General features: G+C 69.3%; 17 protein-coding genes. 8 read left to right on the forward strand and 9 right to left on the reverse strand.

All coding sequences use genetic code 11. The annotated features are described in order from the left end of the window. Nucleotide 1 precedes the first annotated feature (1 nt). Nucleotides 2–826 (reverse strand): DUF4344 domain-containing metallopeptidase, encoded by an 825-nt coding sequence (locus ACFY2X_RS34785; protein ID WP_389947019.1) that lies wholly within the window; start codon nt 824–826, stop codon nt 2–4. 139 nt (nt 827–965) lie between these two features. On the opposite strand from ACFY2X_RS34785, the gene ACFY2X_RS34790 reads away from it, so the two are divergent. Further along, nucleotides 966–1,871, forward strand: a complete 906-nt coding sequence (locus ACFY2X_RS34790; RefSeq protein WP_389947021.1) for a hypothetical protein — start codon at nt 966–968, stop codon at nt 1,869–1,871. A 24-nt stretch (nt 1,872–1,895) separates the two neighbouring features. Further along, the gene (locus tag ACFY2X_RS34795; RefSeq protein WP_389947023.1) at nt 1,896–4,745 is read left to right on the forward strand and encodes a BTAD domain-containing putative transcriptional regulator; all 2,850 of its coding nucleotides are present in this window, start codon (nt 1,896–1,898) and stop codon (nt 4,743–4,745) included. Between the two features lie 311 nt (nt 4,746–5,056). Here the strand turns inward: ACFY2X_RS34795 and ACFY2X_RS34800 are convergent, their stop codons facing one another. Both ACFY2X_RS34800 and ACFY2X_RS34805 read right to left on the reverse strand, forming a co-directional pair. Further along, nucleotides 5,057–5,389 carry a hypothetical protein gene (locus ACFY2X_RS34800; RefSeq protein WP_389947024.1) on the reverse strand — a complete coding sequence of 111 codons (333 nt, stop codon included), beginning with the start codon at nt 5,387–5,389 and terminating at the stop codon, nt 5,057–5,059. A 459-nt stretch (nt 5,390–5,848) separates the two neighbouring features. Further along, nucleotides 5,849–6,205 carry a hypothetical protein gene (locus ACFY2X_RS34805; protein WP_389947026.1) on the reverse strand — a complete coding sequence of 119 codons (357 nt, stop codon included), beginning with the start codon at nt 6,203–6,205 and terminating at the stop codon, nt 5,849–5,851. A gap of 204 nt (nt 6,206–6,409) precedes the next feature. On the opposite strand from ACFY2X_RS34805, the gene ACFY2X_RS34810 reads away from it, so the two are divergent. After that, the gene (locus tag ACFY2X_RS34810) at nt 6,410–7,276 is read left to right on the forward strand and encodes a Tn3 family transposase (protein ID WP_389947027.1); all 867 of its coding nucleotides are present in this window, start codon (nt 6,410–6,412) and stop codon (nt 7,274–7,276) included. Nucleotides 7,277–7,449: 173 nt separating this feature from the next. On the opposite strand, the gene ACFY2X_RS34815 is transcribed toward ACFY2X_RS34810, so the two are convergent. The 3 genes from ACFY2X_RS34815 to ACFY2X_RS34825 all read right to left on the reverse strand — a co-directional run bounded on the left by ACFY2X_RS34815 (nt 7,450) and on the right by ACFY2X_RS34825 (nt 9,433). Next, nucleotides 7,450–8,157 carry a sulfotransferase family protein gene (locus tag ACFY2X_RS34815; protein ID WP_389947029.1) on the reverse strand — a complete coding sequence of 236 codons (708 nt, stop codon included), beginning with the start codon at nt 8,155–8,157 and terminating at the stop codon, nt 7,450–7,452. Nucleotides 8,158–8,366: 209 nt separating this feature from the next. Continuing rightward, entirely contained in the window at nt 8,367–8,768 is a 402-nt protein-coding gene (locus ACFY2X_RS34820) for a DUF6223 family protein (RefSeq protein ID WP_389947031.1), read from the reverse strand. Between the two features lie 218 nt (nt 8,769–8,986). Then, a complete protein-coding gene (locus ACFY2X_RS34825) occupies nt 8,987–9,433 on the reverse strand; it encodes a DUF6223 family protein (protein ID WP_389947033.1) in 447 nt (148 codons plus the stop codon). Nucleotides 9,434–9,652: 219 nt separating this feature from the next. On the opposite strand from ACFY2X_RS34825, the gene ACFY2X_RS34830 reads away from it, so the two are divergent. Further along, on the forward strand, nt 9,653–10,780 hold the full coding sequence (locus ACFY2X_RS34830; RefSeq protein WP_389947035.1) for a sensor histidine kinase: 1,128 nt from the start codon (nt 9,653–9,655) through the stop codon (nt 10,778–10,780). Then, entirely contained in the window at nt 10,777–11,439 is a 663-nt protein-coding gene (locus tag ACFY2X_RS34835; RefSeq protein ID WP_389947037.1) for a response regulator, read from the forward strand. The genes ACFY2X_RS34830 and ACFY2X_RS34835 overlap by 4 nt, the downstream gene beginning before the upstream one ends. A 168-nt stretch (nt 11,440–11,607) precedes the next feature. On the opposite strand, the gene ACFY2X_RS34840 is transcribed toward ACFY2X_RS34835, so the two are convergent. Beyond that, a complete protein-coding gene (locus ACFY2X_RS34840) occupies nt 11,608–12,015 on the reverse strand; it encodes a hypothetical protein (RefSeq protein WP_389947039.1) in 408 nt (135 codons plus the stop codon). A gap of 265 nt (nt 12,016–12,280) precedes the next feature. Beyond that, nucleotides 12,281–16,033: a WD40 repeat domain-containing serine/threonine-protein kinase gene (locus tag ACFY2X_RS34845; protein WP_389947041.1), complete on the reverse strand. Its 3,753-nt coding sequence runs from the start codon at nt 16,031–16,033 to the stop codon at nt 12,281–12,283. 154 nt (nt 16,034–16,187) lie between these two features. On the opposite strand from ACFY2X_RS34845, the gene ACFY2X_RS34850 reads away from it, so the two are divergent. Genes ACFY2X_RS34850 through ACFY2X_RS34860 form a run of 3 tightly spaced genes read left to right on the forward strand, consistent with a single transcriptional unit; the run spans nt 16,188 to nt 18,177 of the window. Next, nucleotides 16,188–16,892: a hypothetical protein gene (locus ACFY2X_RS34850; RefSeq protein ID WP_389947043.1), complete on the forward strand. Its 705-nt coding sequence runs from the start codon at nt 16,188–16,190 to the stop codon at nt 16,890–16,892. 51 nt (nt 16,893–16,943) lie between these two features. Further along, nucleotides 16,944–17,612: a thymidylate synthase gene (locus ACFY2X_RS34855; protein ID WP_389947045.1), complete on the forward strand. Its 669-nt coding sequence runs from the start codon at nt 16,944–16,946 to the stop codon at nt 17,610–17,612. Next, nucleotides 17,545–18,177 carry an HAD-IA family hydrolase gene (locus ACFY2X_RS34860; RefSeq protein ID WP_389947047.1) on the forward strand — a complete coding sequence of 211 codons (633 nt, stop codon included), beginning with the start codon at nt 17,545–17,547 and terminating at the stop codon, nt 18,175–18,177. The genes ACFY2X_RS34855 and ACFY2X_RS34860 overlap by 68 nt, the downstream gene beginning before the upstream one ends. 50 nt (nt 18,178–18,227) lie before the next feature. On the opposite strand, the gene ACFY2X_RS34865 is transcribed toward ACFY2X_RS34860, so the two are convergent. Then, entirely contained in the window at nt 18,228–18,824 is a 597-nt protein-coding gene (locus tag ACFY2X_RS34865; protein ID WP_389947049.1) for a TIGR03086 family metal-binding protein, read from the reverse strand. Between the last annotated feature and the right edge of the window lie 8 nt (nt 18,825–18,832).

Below are 18,832 nucleotides of genomic sequence, written 5' to 3' on the forward strand. Positions count from 1 at the left end.
CTCAGCTCTTCACGTGGGGGGCGAGCAGCTTCTCCCAGGCGTTGGCGATCTTCCTGTATTCGTCGGGGCACCTCCCGGCCCTGTTCTCGGGCAGGCCCTGCTCGCCGACCCAGTCCGCGTAGGCATCGGGATCTGAGCCGTACATCCAGCACATGTAGTTGTAGGCGCGCTGCTCGTCCATCGAGTGCTCGTCATAGAACGGCAGGTCGGCCCGATCCTGATCCTGGGAGGTGTGGAAGTAGTAGTTGATCGTCTGCATGCCCAGAGAGTCGTCACCGCTCTTCGTCAGCAGGTACGCGGAGAGCTGGTCGGCCGCGTCGTCCTCCTTGCCCAGGGCGGGCAGGTCGTAGATGTCGATGACGGCGTGCCCGAGTTCGTGGAAGAGGGTGTCGACGAGGTTGGCCCTGCCGTGCTCGATGTTCTCCTCCTCCGACTCCGCCACGTCGCGATATCGGGCGAAGCCGTCGGCGACGAGCTCGTAACAGAAGGTGATCTTCTTCTCGTCAGGTGAGTAGAAGGCGTTCACCTGACCGCACTCCTCACCCGTCAGCGTGATGTCCTCGGGCAGCGTGAGCCACCCGTTCAGGGCGTCGGCGAAACCCTCCAGTACCTTGGACGCCTGGATGACCTCCTTGCCGCTGATCGCGGACTCTTCCTTGGCGTCGCCGTACGCCACCACGAACCTGCCTCCGGTCTCCTTCGCGACAGCCGGTGTGGCCTCGACCTCGGCCCTGGCCCCGGTGGAACTCTGAGCACCACCGCAGGCGGTCAATGTGGTGGCGAGCAGCAGCGCTCCGGCTCCGGCGGCCACGAGGCGATTCCACATGATGATCGTTCCTTCTGAGACGGTTTTTCTGGCCGTCGCAGCCTGGCGAGCGGGCGTGGACACCTGGTTGACGGCTCCGTTCTCGTCGTCTACCGGCTGTCGACCACGTGTCGACGCAACCACCCCAGGCTCACGTGTCATGACTCATCAGCAGATTTCGCCCGAGGTCTTGCCCGCCGTACCGGAGAACGCCGAACCTGCCGAGGAGGAGCGGGGCAGTGTCGTCCAGCTTCTCGAACGCATCGGCTCGGTTCTGGTTCCGATCGCCGTCGCCCTCTACGCGCTGCTCTACCTGGGCATCCAGAGTGTGTACTGGATATTCGGCATCACGCCCGAGCAGGCGGGCATCGACCAGGCCACCCTCTTCGGCCGGCTCGTCGGCACCCTGATCACTCTTTTCCTGCTCGCCCTCCCAACGATCGGCGTGCTGATCGGGCTCGCCTGGCTGGCCGACAAAATCACCAGAGGCTGGGTCGGCCGGGCCTTCCAGCGGATCAGGGAGCGGCCCTGGATCGCCGCCGCGCTGGCCGCCCTCTGGTGCGGAGCCAGCTACTGGGGATTCCTGAGCTTCTACGACGTGAACGGCCTGCCCATGCTGCTCACGGCCCTGGGGCTGGCCGTGTTCGGTTTCCTGGTCCCGTTCCGTCTGCTGCGCGGCAGGCCGAACGGCCGAGCGGGACTGAAAGTGCTCACCGGCGCGCTCACCGGCATCGGCCTGGGGTTCGTGCTGATCGGCCAGATGGTCGTCGGCGCCCTGGACATCTACGAGAACGGCAAGGGCAACTTCGTGCTCACCATGGTCGGTTTCCAGGACCAGTGGGTCGAGGTGCGTGCCGTCGACGACGACAAGCCGATCTACGGAGAGGACCGCATGATGCTTCTCGGCGAGCACGAGGGTGCCTACGTGTTCTACGACTGCGCCACGCAGGAGACGCTGCGCCGCCCGATCGAGGCCACCAACCTCGGCCGCATCGAGCTCAATCCCACCTTCGGCGACGACGTCGAGCCGTGCGGGTACCGCCTGGAGACCAAAGAGGGGCAGTGAGCTTCTGGCCCTATGCTGATCGGCGTGTCAGGGGATCTACGGTTCTCCCTGCTTGGGCCGGTACGGGCATGGCGGGGGCATGACGAGCTGAAGCTGGGGTCGCCGCAGCAGCGGCTGGTGCTCGCCGCGCTGGTGCTGGCGGAAGGACGTGTCGTCGGCAGGGAGCAGCTGATCGACGCGCTGTGGGGCGAGAGACAGCCGCGCTCCGCGCTGCGGACGCTGAGGACCTACATCTCGCGGCTGAGAGCCCTCCTCGGCAGTGACGCGATCGTGTCGATCGGCGACGGCTACATGCTCCGGTCGTCCTCCAGCGACCTGGCCGACTTCGAAGATCTGTGTACGGCGGACGAACCGGCGCAGGCGCTGGAACTGTGGCAGGGGGAGGCGTTGTCGGGGCTGGAAGGGCCCTATGCCGAGACTCAGCGGACCAGGCTGACCGAACTGCGGCTCGCCGTACTGGAACGGTGCCTCACCGGAGAGGTCGAGAACGGGTCGCACGCCGAAGCGGTCGCCGAGCTGACCGGATTGTGCGCGGCCTATCCGCTGCGAGAGCGGTTACGCGGGCTGCTGATGCTGGCGCTGTACAAGTGCGGCAGGCAGGCGGAGGCAATCGGGGTGTTCACCGACGCCAGGCGGCTGCTGGACGAGGAACTCGGCGTGGATCCCTCGGCTGAACTGGCCGATCTCTATCAGCGGATCATCACCGCCGATCCGGCGATCACCCCGGCGGCACCGCTCCTGCCCGCGATGGATGAGGCGGTTTCGCGTCCGGCCCAGCTCCCCGCTGACCTGGCCGACTTCACCGGGCGCTCCGCGCTGGTGGCGGAGATGTCCTCGGCCCTCTCACCCGGCGCGGCGCTGGCGATCTCGGCCGTGGCGGGGATCGGCGGGATCGGCAAGACCGCGCTCGCGGTGCACGTGGGGCATCGCGTCCGCGAATCGTTCCCCGACGGGCAGCTGTATATCGACCTCCGGGGCACGGGGCCGGACCCTGTCACGCCCGAGCTCGCGCTCGGCTCGTTCCTGCGCTCGCTGGGGGTGGCGGACGCGGCGATCCCGGAGAGCCTGGAGGAGCTGGCCGCTCTCTACCGGAGCACGCTGGCCAACCGGCGGATCTTCGTACTGCTCGACAACGCGTTGGGCTCGGCTCAGGTGCGCCCGCTGCTTCCCGGCGTTTCCAGCTGCGCCGTGGTGGTGACCAGCCGCGTCAAGCTGCCGGACCTGGCAACGGCCAGGCTCGTCGACCTGGACGTCCTCGATCCGGGTGAGGGGCTGGCGCTGTTCACCAAGATCGTCGGCGCGGAACGCGTCGCGGCAGAGCGCGCCGCGGCCATGGACGTCGTCGGGGCCTGTGGTTTCCTGCCGCTGGCGATCAGGATCGCCGCCTCCCGCCTGGCTGCCCGATCCGGGTGGACCATCGCCAGGCTGCGGGACCGGCTGGCCGACGAGCAACGCCGTCTGGCGGAGCTGCGGGTGGGAGACCTGGCGGTAGAGGCCACGTTCGCCCTCGGCTACGACCAGCTCGCCGACGACCAGGCCAGGGCGTTCCGGCTCCTCGCTCTCCCCGACGGCCCCGACCTCTCCCTCCCGGCGGCGGCAGCCGTACTGGATCTCGACGAGTTCGACGCCGAGGACCTGTGCGAGTCTCTTGTCGACCTCAACCTGCTGGAGTCACCCTCACCCGGCCGCTACCGCTATCACGACCTGCTCAGAGTCTTCGCGCGATCCCGGTGCGACGCGGAAGGCCAAGACGCCCTGCACCGGCTGACCGACTTCTATCTGGCCACCGCGCGCAACGTCTACGCGAACACGAGCCCGGGCAGCGTCGTGGCGGAGCACCTGGCACCGACCGTCCGGCCGGGCCTGTCCTTCGCCTCCCAGGCCGAGGCCGTTGATTGGCTGTTCGCCGAGGCCTCCGGGTTGGTCGCCACCGTGCACCAGTCCGCCCGAGGCCCGCGCGACACGCTCGTGCTCACCGCCGACCTGCTCTATGCGATGGAAGATCTCACGGAGTCCATCGGTCTGATCCCCTACGTGAAGGCCACCTCCGCCAGGTCATACTTCAAGGCCGCCACCACGGTGATCGACGCGAGCCGTGGGTACGGCGAGCACCGCAGCGAGGGCCGTGCGTGGATCATGCTCGGTCGTCTCCACTACGTCACACAGCGGCTCGATCAGGCATCCGCCGCGGCCTCGGCGGGGGTGAAGCTCAGCAGGCGGTCGGGGGACAAGAGATTCGTCGGCGAGGGACTTCAGATGCTCGCCTCGATCCTCGACGGGCGGCGGGAGCACGACCAGGCACTGACCTACTACGACGAGGCGCTGGACATGCTCCGCGCCGTCGGCGACCTGCACGGCGAGCTGGTCACTCTCGGCAACAAGTCCCGGGCCCTGATCGCGCTGGACCGTACGGCAGAGGCTCTCACCTGCGCCGAGCGAGCCGTCGCCGCCGACAGGAAGCTCGGCATGAGCATGACCAGTTCCACGCTTTACCAGCTTGGCATCGTGCAACGCGGAGCCGGTCTCTGGACTGAGTCGATCACCAGTCTCTCCGAGGCGCTCGCGCTCTACCGGGACAACAACCGGCGCCTGTGGGAAGGTCTCGCGCTCTTCCGGCTGGCGGAGACCTACGCCGAGATCGGCTCGTCCGACGAGGCGGTCCGGCACGCCGAGCAGTCGCTGGGCGTGTTGCGTGAGGTCGGCCTGGAATGGGGCCAGGGCATGGCGCTGACCGTGCTCGGGCGCGCACTGCGGCAGCTTGGCCAGGCCGACCGGGCACGCGGCTGCTGGCAGGAGGCTCTGGTCCTCTTCGAGCAGCTCGGCGTTCCGGAGGCCACCGACGTCCGTACTCTGCTGAGCCCCGCCCCCGTCTGAGGCGAGACGGGAGAGCCGGACCGGCCGTCTCGGGGACCGACCTGACGTCGAGGAGATCGGCAGGGCCTTCGGCCTCGTGGTCGTCGGCCCGGGCCCCGGAGGGCTTCCGGACCCGGGCCCATACTTTTCTCTCGCCTGTTTTCGACCTGTCGTGCCCGTCACCTGTCCGGGCTCTGTCGGCCTTCGTCTTTCATCGGCCTGGGACGCGTGTCCGGCCACCCATTCGGTTTATCGGCTTGCGGAGCCTCGCCTCCGGCCAGGCGGCGAATCTTTCCATCTGACGAAGGTCGTGAAAGTGATTCGCAGTTCCGTCAGAAGGACTCGTCACACACCCCGGCGGCCATGACGCTCTGCCAGGGCGGCCCGGCCTGCCCCTGGCTCTCGCCCGCCGCGTCCGCGCCGGACATCTGGAGGGGGGCATAAACGGCCTTCGAGGCGGATTCCTGCTTCACGAACACCGGCACCGGCCACTCCGCCTTCGGAACCGCCCTGCAGTTGGTGACCTCGTATCTCAGGTCGAACCTCTGGCTCTGCTCAGGCAGAAGCGTCTGAGGGGCGGTGTTCCTGGCGGGAAGCAGACGCAGTCCCGGCCCGCTCCGGCCGACACCCGTGATCGTCACGGGGATGTCGTTGGGGTTCTGCACCCACACATTCAGGGCGAACGTCTTCCGGTTCTTTTTCCCGTTGGAGCTGGATTGGCTTGAGGTCCCCACGGCCTCGAGTTTGAAGTAGAGAGGCACGGGCGAGTGCCACGATGAGCCTGAAACACCGATCGCGGCGGAAGCGTGCAGGGCCGGGGACAGCACGAATGCCAACGCGAGCGCCACGGCCGAGGCGGCCCCGCATGACCCGAGAGACCGATTACCATTTGTCGCACCATTCATGCCGGAGTAATTCACTGCTTCGGCCGCACGACAAACTCATGTCTTGATCACGCTAATTTAAACATTCCGCTCCGGTCGGCCGGCGCGCCCGCCTGCCCGCCGGAAACACCCCCTCATCCGACAGTCATTACATTTGCCAAAAGTCGCCATTATCCTAGTTATTGGAACCATATCCCCCGCTATCACTTGACGCGCTGAAATATGGTGCGGAAAGGCCGCCTAAGACGGTGGCTCCAATGGGATGATGTCCTCGTCGTAGGCGGCCAGGAGGGCCGCCGCCACCTCGGTCACGTCCAGTTCCACGACGACCTCGTCGCCCGAGGCGACGCCGCGGTCCGACACGGCGAGACCGATCAGGGCCAGCGATGCCGCCCGGTCGCGGAGACGCACCTGTTCGTGGGTCTCCTCCCCCACCTCGCCCTCCTCGTCACGGTTCCACGCGGCGACCGCGGCCTGCGCCAGCTCACGGGACAGCCGGACGGTCAGCCGCGTGACCTGGGGACCGAGAAAGCGTCCGATCTCGGCGAGCACCACCGAATCCTGGCGATACCTGATGTATTCCTGGTCCTCGTTCACACCAGGAGCTTACGGAGAAAGCGCCGCCCCCCTATCAGGCCCTCCGCTCGGGTCGGCGCGACCAGCCCCAAAGCAACTCTCTGCAATGTCTCAGGAGTGGTACGTAGCGGTCGCGGATAGGCGGTACCGGACCGTAGCGACATCTGTGCGGAGCAGGGTGCTTTGCGAATCTTCAGGCGATCGGGGGAGAGAGGATCCCGGCCGATGCGCAGAGCCTGGGAGCTGGAGGACCTCATCGAGTGCTGGACACTGGACGAGGCCGAGGTCGAGCTACTGGCGAACAAGAGCGGTGCCACCCGTCTCGGATTCGCCCTGATGCTGAAGTTCTTCGAGCTGGAGGGTCGTTTCCCGCGACGGGAGGACGTGCCGAAGGCCGCAGTGGACTACGTGGCGGGCCAGGTGAAGGTCGATGCGGCGCTGTTCGCCGAGTACCGCTGGTCGGGCAGCACGATCGAGCATGTGGTGCCCGAGGACTGGCAGGAGGCGGTGGTCGACGAACGCGGGCGGATCGAGCGCATCCCGTACGAGCTGTGCGTGCTGGTGGCGCTGCGCAAGGCGATCCGCCGCCGGGAGATCTGGGTGGAGGGCGGCACGATCTGGCGCAACCCGGAGGCCGACCTGCCGGCCGACTTCGACGACAACCGGGGCGTGCACTACGAGGCGCTCGAAGAGCTCGGCCGCACAGTCAGGACGATCTTCATCTGTGAGTATCTCGCCGATGAGGAGCTCAGGCGGGAGATCAGCGAGGGCCTGAACGTGGTGGAGAACTTCAACTCCGCCAGCAAGGACCTGTTCTACGGCAAGGCCGGCGACCTGACCGGCGATGACCGGGAGAACGTCGAGGTCTCCGCACTGGCGCTGCACCTGATCACCGCCGCCATCACCTGCCTCAACACGCACCTGATCCAGATTGTGCTGCGCGATCCGGCCTGGCGAAAACGGCTGAGCCCGGCCGACCGGCGCGGGCTGACAGCTCTGTTCTGGTCCCACCTGAACCTGTACGGGCGCTTCGAGCTCGACATGAGTCGCCATTTGGAGCTGGACGGCGTCTCGCTCAGCCCGCCCAGCTGAGGTTCGTGGTTGAGGGCGGTCAAACTACGTCACCACCAGGAACAGCTTTCTCCGTCGACAAGGCCTTGGGCAGTCTGCGGTACGTGGGCTGCCCGCTTGTCGCCGTTCGGCCGCGCCTCACAGCAGGGTGCTCCAGTAGGACCAGAACCGGGCACCGATCGCGGTGATGCCGTTCAGTCGTGCGTGCCGGAAATGAAAGCCGAGTCGATGCTGCCATCGGTCAACAGTTGTTGCAGCGCGCGCTGCATGGTCTCGGAGTCATTGAGATGCGGGAACGGCTCGCCGGCTGGGGCGTCGACGCCCAGGAACCGGCAGAGCGGCTCCCAGCCCTCGCGGACGTCGAACACCAGGAGACGATCCGCGGGCAGGCTCTTCTGGACAACGGCCACGTGACGGTGGAACGCCGCTACCGCGATCTCTTCGTCCGGCATGCCCCGCTGGAAGTCCCAGGTGTCGCCGAAGGTGGACTCTCCGATGAGATCGAGAACCGGGCGGAGCCTCTCCATCGTCCTGAGCACCACGGCCCCCGCTTCAGGCAGATCCGGCGGCACGTCCCGGCGGGTGGCGATCAGAGCCTGCATGCTGACATACCAGCGATGCGGATCGCGGACGGTCAGGACGACCTTCGCGTCCGGGTAGACCTCCGCCTGCTCGCGCCAGAAGAAACTGGCCGGCCAGTCCTGGGTGGATCGGTAGCCGTCGAGCACGCTGTCCCAGTCCAGCGGCAGGCCGGAGGCGGCGGGCAGCCACCGGTCGACGTGGCCGGGATTGCTCCCGATTTCGGCCATGTGGTAGCAGGGGCCGAATCCCAGCCTTTCCAGCGCGGCCTTCATCGATCTTGTTCCGGTACGCGGGAATCCCGCGCCGATCACGTGTAACACGTCAGCCTCCTGCTGCTGCGGCCGCGGCGTTCACCTTTCGGCGGACGTTGGCCGCGGCCTTGGAGTGGGTGTCGGATTAGTAGGGCAGCCGCACTTGTTGATGTAGAGCTGTCTGCCTGTACATACAAGATCACGAGAAGCGACCGCCTGCGATGATCGAGGTGTGTACGGTCATCAGGGCCTCGATCGCGCGCTTGTATTTGCTGCGGTCAGCCGCTCAGCTCGGTGCGGCGGGCGCGGGTCAGAGTCAGCCCGCCGAGGGCCGCACCGACGAGCCCAAGCACCAGGGCCAAGGCCGCCCCGAATACTCCGTTGCCGGTGCCGAGACCACCGTCGGCGACAGCCAGTTTCACCGTGCCGTTGAGCCCACCGATCAGCCCCGCCACCAGGGCCACGATGGCTCCCTTCCTCCCGCCGTTGCCGAGACGACGGACGGAGCGCAGCGCCAGCCAGCCGATGACCGCGCCGCCCAGCGCGACCAGTGCGGCCACACTGGCCCAGATTCGCGCAGGGGTCCCGAGGAAGGTATCGACGCCCTGGCCTGCGCATTCTGCTGCCGTCGTACAGACTGGTGAGGCCGCCTGTGCGGCAAGCCCAAACAGAACGGACATTGAGGATCCTTTCGGTCGAATGACGGGTGTCGGCAGCGTGTGCAGCGCGGTAACTCGGCCTATGCCGGCCGAGGTGCCGGTGACGAGCGCAAGCGCCTGGGAGGGGGTTTCACGGAGTCGATGATCGCGCCGTCGGGGCAGTCGCGCCTCCGACAGCCGACGGCTGTCCGCTCACCAGAATTGACCCGGTTCCCCGGGCGTGCTCGTCTGTGCGATGATCAGCCGGTCCGGGGGTGCGGTGATGCGGTGGCGCGGCGGGAGCGGGCCAGAGCCAGCCCACCGAGAACCGTGGCGATCAGCCCCACCACGAGGGCCACGAAGCCCCCGACTATGCCGTAGCCGGTGCCGGGACCACCATCGGCGGCGGCCACGACCAGCCCGCCGATGACCATGCCGGCCAGCCCCGCCGCCAAGGCCACGACAGCCCCCCTTCTTCCGGAGCCGGTGCCGATGCGACCGGCGGCGCGGGCCAGAGCCAGGCCGCCGATGACCACGCCGGCCAGCCCGAGCAGCGCGGCCACCGCAGACCACAGACGCCCGGCGGTCATGCTGTAGGCACTGACAGGGTCCGGCTGGGTCAAGATGTGCGCGGCCGCCGGTGTGGCAAGCCCGGCGATGGCGGGCGGGACGCTTACGGCAGCGGCAAGCAGGTGACGCACGGACATGTGGTGCTCCTTTCTTCCTACGACTCTGGATGTCGTCTGAGCATGTCCGCTGGACCCACCGCGGGTCGTCCCGCGTACGAGGGCAATGTGTGATGCCGCCGATGCGGCAGCCTGCTGCCGCAGACGCGGCAGGATCGGCGGAGGTACTGCGGGTGCGGTAGCCGGCCGATCGTCCCCGCGCAGGAGTCGCTCGCGCGGGCATCCGGCTAGGGTGCGCGCATGGGTTCAGGACGGTTCGGTGTTCGGGCTGGTGTCATCGACTGGGCGGTCGCCGGCTGTGTGGCTGCGGTGTTGCTGGTCACCGGGTTGTCCGGGCAGCATTCCGCCACGACCCTGGACCTGCTCGGCTACGCGCTGCTGGCGGTCGGCGGCCTGGCGCTGGCCGGGCGCCGCCGGGCTCCGGTCGTGGTCCTCATCGTCACCGGGGTGTGCGCGGTGGGGTACCAGGCGGCCGGTTTCGACGTACCCGTGGTCGCGTACCTGTTCGCGGTGTACGCCGCCGTACGGACAGGACATCGCGCCGTCACGGTGGCGGCGAGCGTGGCCATGCTGGCCGCTCTCCCCGTGGCGGCCCTGGCCTCGGGCCTGCACGACACGGGCGAGGCGTTCGCGCAGGCCCGCGGCGCGCTGGAGCTGGCCTGGCTGGTCGCGGCCAGCGCCGCGGGTGAGGCGCTGCGGCAGGCAGAGCAACGGGCGGAGGAAGCCGAGCGCAGTCGGGAGGAGACCGCGCGGCGGCGCGCAGATGAGGAGCGGCTGCGCATCGCGCGGGAACTGCACGATTCGCTCACCCACCAGATCTCGATCATCAAAGTGCAGGCCGAAGTCGCCGTCCACGTGGCCCGCAGGCGCGGCGAACAGGTGCCGGAGGCCCTGCTGGCGATCCAGGAGGCGGGACGGGAGGCGACCCGGGAACTGCGGGCGACCTTGGAGGCGCTGCGCGATGACGACACGAGCCCGCCGCGCAGGCTCGACCATGTCGCGGAGCTGGTGGAACGCGCTCGGACGAACGGCCTGAACGCGACGCTGACCATCGAAGGGCAACAGCATGGCGTGCCGGCCGCGGTGAGCCGGACCGTCTACCGAATCGTGCAGGAGTCACTCACCAACATCACCCGGCATGCCGCCGCCGCGACCGCGTCGGTCCGGATCGACTGCCGCCCGGACGCCCTGGCGATCCGCATCGACGACGACGGCAAGGCCGCACCGGACGCCGCACCGGTGCCCGGGGTGGGGCTGCTCGGGATGCGTGAACGGGTCACCGCCCTCGGCGGGCGCCTACGCGCGGAGCCGCGCGGCGAGGGCGGCTTCACCGTCCAGGCCGAGCTTCCTGTGGAGTGGACGTCGTGATACGGGTCTTGCTGGTCGATGATCAGCCGCTGCTGCGCAGCGGGTTCCGCGCGCTGCTGGACCTCGAGGACGACATCGAGGTGGTGGCCGAGGCCGGCGACGGGCTGGAGGGCCTGGCGCTGGCCAAGGAGCATCTGCCCGACGTCGCGCTCATCGACATCCAGATGCCGGTCGTCGACGGCATCGAGGCGACCCGGCGCATCGCCGCGGACCCCGACCTGGCCGGGGTGCACGTCGTCATCCTGACCAACTACGGCTTCGACGAATACGTCTTCAACGCGCTACGCGCCGGCGCGGCCGGATTCCTCGTCAAGGACATCGTGCCCGAAGACTTCCTCCATGCCGTACGCGTCGCGGCACGTGGCGACGCGCTGCTCGCCCCGTCCATCACCCGCAAGCTCATCACCAGGTACATCACCCAGCCGCGCCATACCGGCACCGGGCCGGGACTGAACGAACTCACCACGCGTGAACGCGAAGCCGTCGTCCTGGTCGCGCGGGGCCTGTCCAACGACGAGATCGCCGACCATATGGTGATCAGCCCGCTGACCGCGAAAACCCACATCAACCGGTCCATGGCCAAGCTCCGCGCTCGCGACCGCGCCCAGCTCGTCGTCCTTGCCTACGAATCCGGTCTGGTAGCGCCGCGCGACTCCTGACCTGGTCGCTGATGGGTCCTTGCGGGTCGGGGGATCGCCGGCGGCGGGGGCCGGGTCAGACCAGCACGGTGTGGGCCAGCCCGATCGCGGCACCGCCGGCGATCAGCCAGGCATTGTTGAGTCTGGTCTTCCACAGCACAACCAGGCTGATCACCGCGATGACCGCGGTCAGCGGGTCGATGACGGCGGTGCAGGCCAGCTGATAGGAGACTCCCGCCATGAGCGCCAGCGCCGGGCGTGCCGGCGCTGCGCGGCACGGCGGTCGCCGACCCGCAGCACCGGGGCAAGCTGCTCCCACGTGACGCCGGCCTCGCGCACGGCCTCGATGAGCGCGGGCTCGGCCTCGGCCAGCCAATCACGCGAGCCCGCCAGCAGAGTCAGCGCGACCAGGGCCTCATCGCCGGAGGGCCGATAGCTGCCAGACGAGCGAGACGGTCCGGTCAGGTCGTAGACGTTGGTAACCGCGCGAGCATCATGCACGGCGTTCCCGGCCGACATGAACTGAGTGTTCGGAGCCTCCTCCCGCAAGAAAGCGCGAGCCTCGTGAGAGTCGGTCAGGTCATAAGCAGGCCGCACGGCGCGCCCCCTTGCGGATGTCGTCGCGGTGATGACCGCAGTCCCGCCACGATGACACGTCGCGAACCGGCGGTGAGGCGAACGGCCGCTTCGGTGCTGGCGGCACCGGATCAGTTGCGGCTCACGTGATGTTGATTACGAAGAGTTACTTTGGGGCTGGTCGCGCCGACCCGAGCGGAGGGCCTATCAGCCCCGGCCCGATCTCCTCTCGGCTCCCCCCGGGGCCTCTTCTCGGCTCTCCTGCTCTCCCGTCGTGAGGCGGTGCTCAACCGCAGGTCTCGCGGTAGGGGACGTCGGGGATCAGGTGACTCCACTCGGCCGCCGACAGGCCCGAGCCGACCCGCGCGCAGACAGACTCGGCGACCAGGGCCGGTTCCACGGGGAAACGGCTGACCGAGCCGTCCCGGGCCACCGCGTTGACGATCCGGCCGTCCGGGCTGAAGGCGAGATCCAGGGCATTGGTGTCGGCGGGGAGAAGACCGATCTCGCGCCGGGTGGCCATGTCCCACAGACGCACCCGCTCTCCCACCGTGAGGAGCACCCGGCCGTCGGGGGAGAAACGCAGGGTGCTCTGGAACCCCTTGACGTTCAGGACTCCCAGGCGCGCACCGCGTTCGACATCCCACAGCACGACGCGTTCGCCGAGCCCCCAGGCCAGGGTGCGTCCGTCGGGAGTGAAGGCGGCGGCGCTGACGTCCCGGCCGCTGATCCCGGCGGGGTTGCGAGTTATCTTCCCGTCGGGAAGCGTGACCACGTCGGCTCCCGCGGAGATCATCTCCCTCCCGCGGAACTCTCCGGAACCCCCGCCCAGATCCCCGGCCGAGCCGCCTCCGGAGTCCCCGCCCGCGCTCCCGGCCGGACCTCCCTCAGAACCCCCTCCCGCGCTCCCGGCCGGACCTCCCTCAGAACCCCCTCCCGCGCTCCCGGCCGGACCGCCCCCGAGATCCCCGCCCCGATCGCCGTCCACGGTCCCTCCCGGCCGCAGGGCCAGGCTCTCGGCGAACACCCGGTCCACCGTCCTGATGAGCCTGCCTCCGCCCACGTCCCAGATCTGCACCTTCCCTTCCCCCCTGTTGTTCCCCTCGTCTCCCACGCCGACCGCGACCGTCCGTCCGTCGCCGCCGCCGCCGAAGGCGAGGGTGGTGATCGACTTGGCTCCGGTGTCCAGGGTGGCGAGGTGCTCGCGCGTGGTGACATCCCACAGGGTCACCGCCGTCCCGTCCCGCCGGGGGATGGCGAGCGTCGTCCCGTCCGGGCTGAACACCCCGGCCGAGCCCGCGTCGACGGCCAGCGGGCCTCCGATCGGAGCCAGCCGGGAGGGGTCCCAGAGCCGGACCATCCCGAGGTTGGCGTAGGCGAGCACGCGGCCGCCGGGAGCGAACACCGCGCTCTCCCAGCCGCTGCGTTTCTTCGGCACGTTCAAGGTGTCGGGACGGGTGACGGCGCTGACATCGATCGAGACGACCGAGCCGATCCCGGTCATGTATCGCAGCAGGCGGCCGTCGGCGGTGAAGCGCTTGTTTCCGTGATCCGCTGCGAGCGGCAGCTCCGCGGAGATGGTCCGGTCGGCCACCTTCCAGAGGCGGAGGACGCTGTCGGCTTCCTCCGCGAGGAAGCGGCCGTCCGGGCTGAACTGGAGGCCACCTCCGGCGGTCGACTCGAAGGGCCGGCCCCGCTGCTTGCCGTCGGCCGGGTTCAACAGGACGATCGAGGTCTCACCACCGACCGCGAGGGTCGCGCCGTCCGGGGAGAACGCGATCGCCGGCGAGTCCCTCTCCCCCCGCGGAGTGATGGAACCGTCGATCTTCCGCGTGAACGACCGCCTCCCCCTGCTCAGGTTCCAGACCTCGACCTTGCCCTCCCTGTCGGACACGGCCGCCCACCGGCCGTCGGGTGACACGGCGCTTCGCGGTTCGTACACGGTCGTCGAGACCAGCGGCCTGCCGCCGCCCAGCGGGCGCATCACCCATGTGCCCGGGCCGAAGGCCGAGATCAGCCGCCGCCGCGACTCCAGCTCCACCCAGGCATCCTCGGGGATCGCCGGGCCGAAGGCCTTGCCCGTGGCACTGTCCCAGAGCCGCCCACCGGCCTCGACGGTCGATCCGTCGGGGCTCGCCCCGGTCACGGTGGCGGAGTTTCCCACCCCCCGGAACGACCGGACCAGCTTGTGGGTGCTCACGTCGTACATGCGGACCTCCCCGGCGTACGCCCGGACGAGCGTCCGGGCGTCGGGGGTGAGGACGTAGGAGGCGGCTGAGGTCTCGTCGGGGTCGGCGAAGACGTCGATCTCCTTCTGAGCCAGCGAGGCGTGCAGCGCGGAGCGCGCCTCCGGCACCTGGGCGACCCGCCACGCGGCGACGCTGAGCCGCATGGCCGCCCGGGGGTCGGAGGCACGCAGGTCTGCGGCGCGGGCGGCGATGGCCCGGGCCGCGGCCTCGTCCCGCTGTCTCGCCAGTTCCCCGGCCTGCCCGGCCAGGGTCTGCCGCTGTCCCAGCGCGATCGCGGTCACCGCCAGCGAGAAGGCGAGCAGTACGGCCATGCCCGCGCTGACCAGCCGCCGCCGGCGCTGGCGCCTCCGCTCCAGCGCCGAGGCGGCGTCGAGAAACCGCCGCTCCTCGGGGTTGATCCCGAGATAGCGCCGCTCGGTCGCGGCCCAGCGCAGCGCCTCCCGCAGCGTGGCGCCCTGGTACAGGTCTCCCGGCGCCCGGCCGCGTTCCTCCCACAGCCGGGCGGCCTCGGCCAGGCGCCGGTGCACCGGCAGCCCGTCGCGCTCGGCCGTGAGCCACTCCCGGAGCCGAGGCCAGGCACGCGACAGGGCGACGCCGGCCGGGACGACCGTGGTGCCCTCTCTGACCAGCAGCCCCGCGTCGGCGAAGCGGGCGATCACCGGCTCGTCCTCGGGCCGGTATTCGATGCTCTGGATTGAATCGTCACCGATCATGCGGAGCAGCACGCCGGGGGCGTCGGCCTGCGCCTCGGGCGGCAGTCCGGCGAAGACCTCTTCGGCGATCGCGCCGAGCGCGGGCATCCCGGGGCTCGGCGGCAGGACCTCGCAGGCCATCCGGACCCCGTCGGCGAGGTTCCCGGAAACATGATCCCGAACCGCCTGATCCCCGGGAACACGCTCCTGAGCGAGGTTTCCGGAAATCTGGTCCTGAACCGCCTGATCCCCGGGCCTCGCGGTTTCTGGCGCGGGCCCGCCCGCGGCCACGGCCTCGCCGCCCAGCAGGCCCGCCAGCAGCTCGTGCGCGGCCGGGCGGCGCGCCGACTCCTTGGCCAGCGCGGCCGCCATCAGCGAGCGCAGCGGCTCCGGGACGTCTCCCAGATCGGGATCGACGGTGAGCACCCGGTGCATCACGCCGCCCAGGCTCTCGGCCTGGAACGGGTCCTTTCCCGTGGCCGCGAACAGCACCACCCCTCCCCAGGCGAACACGTCCGCCGGGGTCCCGGCCCGCTGCCCGGTGAACATCTCGGGCGCCATGAACGTCGGCGTTCCCGCCACGATCCCCGTCGTGGTCAGTGACATCTCCCCGGTCCTGGCCACCCCGAAGTCGATCACTCGGGGACCGTCCGGGCCGAGCAGCACGTTCTCCGGCTTGACGTCGCGGTGGACCACCCCGGCACGGTGGATCGCGGTCAGCGCGGTGGCCAGCGCGACGGCGAGGCGGCGCAAAACGTCCCCGGTGTACGGCCCGGCCTCGCGGACCGCCTCCCGCAGGTTGGGCCCGGCGACGAACTCGCTGACGATGTACGGCCGCGCCGCCTGGAAGTCCACGTCAAGGATCCGGGCCGTGCAGAACGACGCCACCCGTCGCGCCGCCTCCGCCTCCTTCATGAAGCGCGCCCGCAGTTCCGGATCGGCCGCCACGTCACCGTGCAGCACCTTGATCGCGACCCGGTGTCCATCGGCGTCGTAGGCCTCGTAGACGACTCCCTGGCCTCCCGCGCCCAACCGTCCGGCCAGCCAGTATCCGCCCAGCCGCTGGGGATCACCCGATGCGAGCGCCGCCAACCCCATGAAAACCCCCGTCTCACGACAGCGTCATTCCTTAGATGCCGGTGAGCTCGGAGAAGTTGTGAAAGAGATGTCGTCAAACGGCGCGCGCCAAGCTGACAAGTGCGTCAAAATCTTCTTACCGGTAAAGTCCGCCAGCCCCCGAGAGTGGGTCCCGATGCGGAAGATGTTGCCGCGCATGACCGCGGAGTCGTTGCCCCCGAGTCTCGACGACCTGCCTGTGGAGCCGAAAGACTTCCTGACGCTCGTCGCCGTCGACTTCACCGGGACCTACAACGTCTATCTCGCGGCCAAGGACGAACGGCTCAAGATGACCAGGCTCTCCATGAGCCTGCTCGCCGCCCCCTTCGCCGCCGCGATCGCGCTGGCGAGCGCGAAGGTGATCAACCCGGTGTCGCTGACCGCCTGGAGCAGCGTGCCGGGATATCTGTTCGCGATGATCGCCGCGTTCGGACTGCTCAGCATTCTGCCGTTCCTGCGGCTGATCGAGGCGGTGAACGCGCACATGCGGACGGCGCGCGCGATCAACAACTTCCGTCTGCTCTACGTGGTCCAGCTGAAAGACCATCTCGGAGCCCTGGGCTGGACTCCCAACCTGCCGGTGGACCCCCGATACCCCGAGACCTACGCGCCGCTCGCCTGGCCGGGGATCAACGTGATGATGCTGGCCCTGGTCAACGCCTCCTACATCGCGGTCGGCGTGCTCGGCCTGGTCGGCGCCGAGCCCAACGTGGCTCTGCTCCTGGTGGTCATCGGGCTGATCGCGCTGATCCACTACTTCGCCTACTACGTCCGCGCCAACGTCTCCCGGCAGCGCAGACTCCCCCACAACCCCTACCATTTCCCCAACGTGGAGACCTGAATGCCCGACCTCATCAGATTCGTGTCTTGTGGGGAGACGTGGATCTGGCTGATGCGACATGTAAGAAACAACGGCCGCCCCGCCGAGGACGATCGAGGACCGATCATCGAAGCCCCGGCGGTGCTGTTCGAGATCACCGAGCTGGGCTGGGACGATCCGATCCTGGAGTCCTACGGTGACGCGGGGAAGATCCCGCTGTATGCCAGCAAGTTCAGCGAGTGCGCGGTCGTTCCGCCCTTCAAATACAGCTATGGCGGCCGGCTCCGCCAGTTTCTCGGCATCAACCAGCTCCGCTGGGTCGTCGACACGCTGCGCGCCAAGCCGTACACCAAGAGCGGCTGGATCTCCCTCACCGCCCCGGGCGAGCCCCCCGACGCGGTGCCCTGCCTGACCAGCCTGGCCTTCCGGCTCCGCGACGGGCGGCTGGCGATGACCGCCGCCTTCCGGTCGCAGAACGTGTTCACCTCCTACCTGAACTACGTGCCGCTGCGTAGTATTCAGAGAGAGGTCGCCGACGACCTCCGAGTGGGTTGTGGGGCAATGAGGGTCTTCGTCGACGTTCCTCATTTGTATGCCGTGGACGCGGCGACGGTCGAGGAGATCCTCCGGCTGTCGGAGCGCGATGGGCTCGGCGAGGGAGAGTCGACACCAGGTGCTGCTGGTCGACTTGGACGGGACCGTGGTCGACTACGCCCAAACGGAGCGCGGCGCGCTTCATGAGGTCCATCGGCGCTTCTTCCGGATGAGCCTGGCCGAGTTCCTGTCGGCCTTCCACGCCGCCAACGAACCGCTCTGGGCCGCCTACCGCGAGCACCGGATCACTCTCGCCGAGCTGCGGCTGGAACGCTGGGCCCGGCTGGGCGCCCTCCCCTCGGTGGCGTCCGCGTTCGAAGAGGCGCTCGGCCGGAACGTGACCCTCTTCCCGGAGGCACGCGCCGCCCTGCGGCGGCTGTCACGGCGGTTCCGGCTGGCCCTGGTGACCGACGGCATCGCCCACGTCCAGCGGGCCAAGCTCCGCCGTACGCGCATCGGCGGGTTCTTCGAGCACGTGGTGATCGCGCCCGAGGTGGGTTTGCGCAAGCCCGACGGAGAGCTGCTCCACCACACCCTGGCCCTGCTGGAGGCCAAGGCGGACGAGGCCCTGATGGTCGGCGACTCCCCGGTGAGCGACGGCGGCTGCGCGCAGGCCGCCGGGGTGGACTTCTGCTGGGTGAACCGCACGGGGGCACCGCCCGCGCCCGGCATTCCCGTTCACCGGGCGGTCGCCGATCTTGGTTTCGTCTAGAGACGCCGTATCTCCCTCGGATGCCCGAAGGAGATACGGCGGATCGCCGGTCAGGCGGTCCAGTCGGGGCGGCGGCCGAGGTAGCGGAGCAGCGCGGCGAGGTCGTCGTCCCCGTCTTCGGGGTCGAGTGCCGGCGCGTAGGCGCCGAAGGCCCGGAGCGGCTCGACGATGGCGGTGGCGACCGGCATCAACTCCCGGGCGAGCTGCGGGGTGAGCGGCGAGGGCTGGCCGGTGGCGACGGCGATGTCCCAGGCGTGGACCGCGGCGTCGAGGGCGCAGGCGCCGGCTCCGAGCCAGGCGGGCATCTTGCCGGGCGGCACCGGAACCGTGACCTCCTCGGCGTCCTTGTCGACGCTCGCCCAGGCCTCGGCGGAGGCCGTCATCGCCTCTTCCGCCACGGTCAGGGGGGAGGTGGTCAGGGTGCCGGAGGGCGCGAACGGGTCCTCGGACGGGCCGGGGCCTCCGGTGAGGAACGCGGCGAAGCCGATCTGGTCGCCCGCGGCGTGCTGGAGCACCTGGGTGACGGTCCAGTTCGCGCAGGGGGTGGGGCGGTTCCAGTCTTCGGCGGCCACGCCGCGCACGGCCGTGCGCAGTGCCTGGTGCGCGTCGTTCAGCACGGCCCACTCGGTCGTGGTGCTCTGGCTCATCGCTTGCC

Origin of the sequence: Streptosporangium sp. NPDC000396, from assembly GCF_042898655.1 — a bacterium.
Lineage (GTDB): Bacteria > Actinomycetota > Actinomycetes > Streptosporangiales > Streptosporangiaceae > Streptosporangium.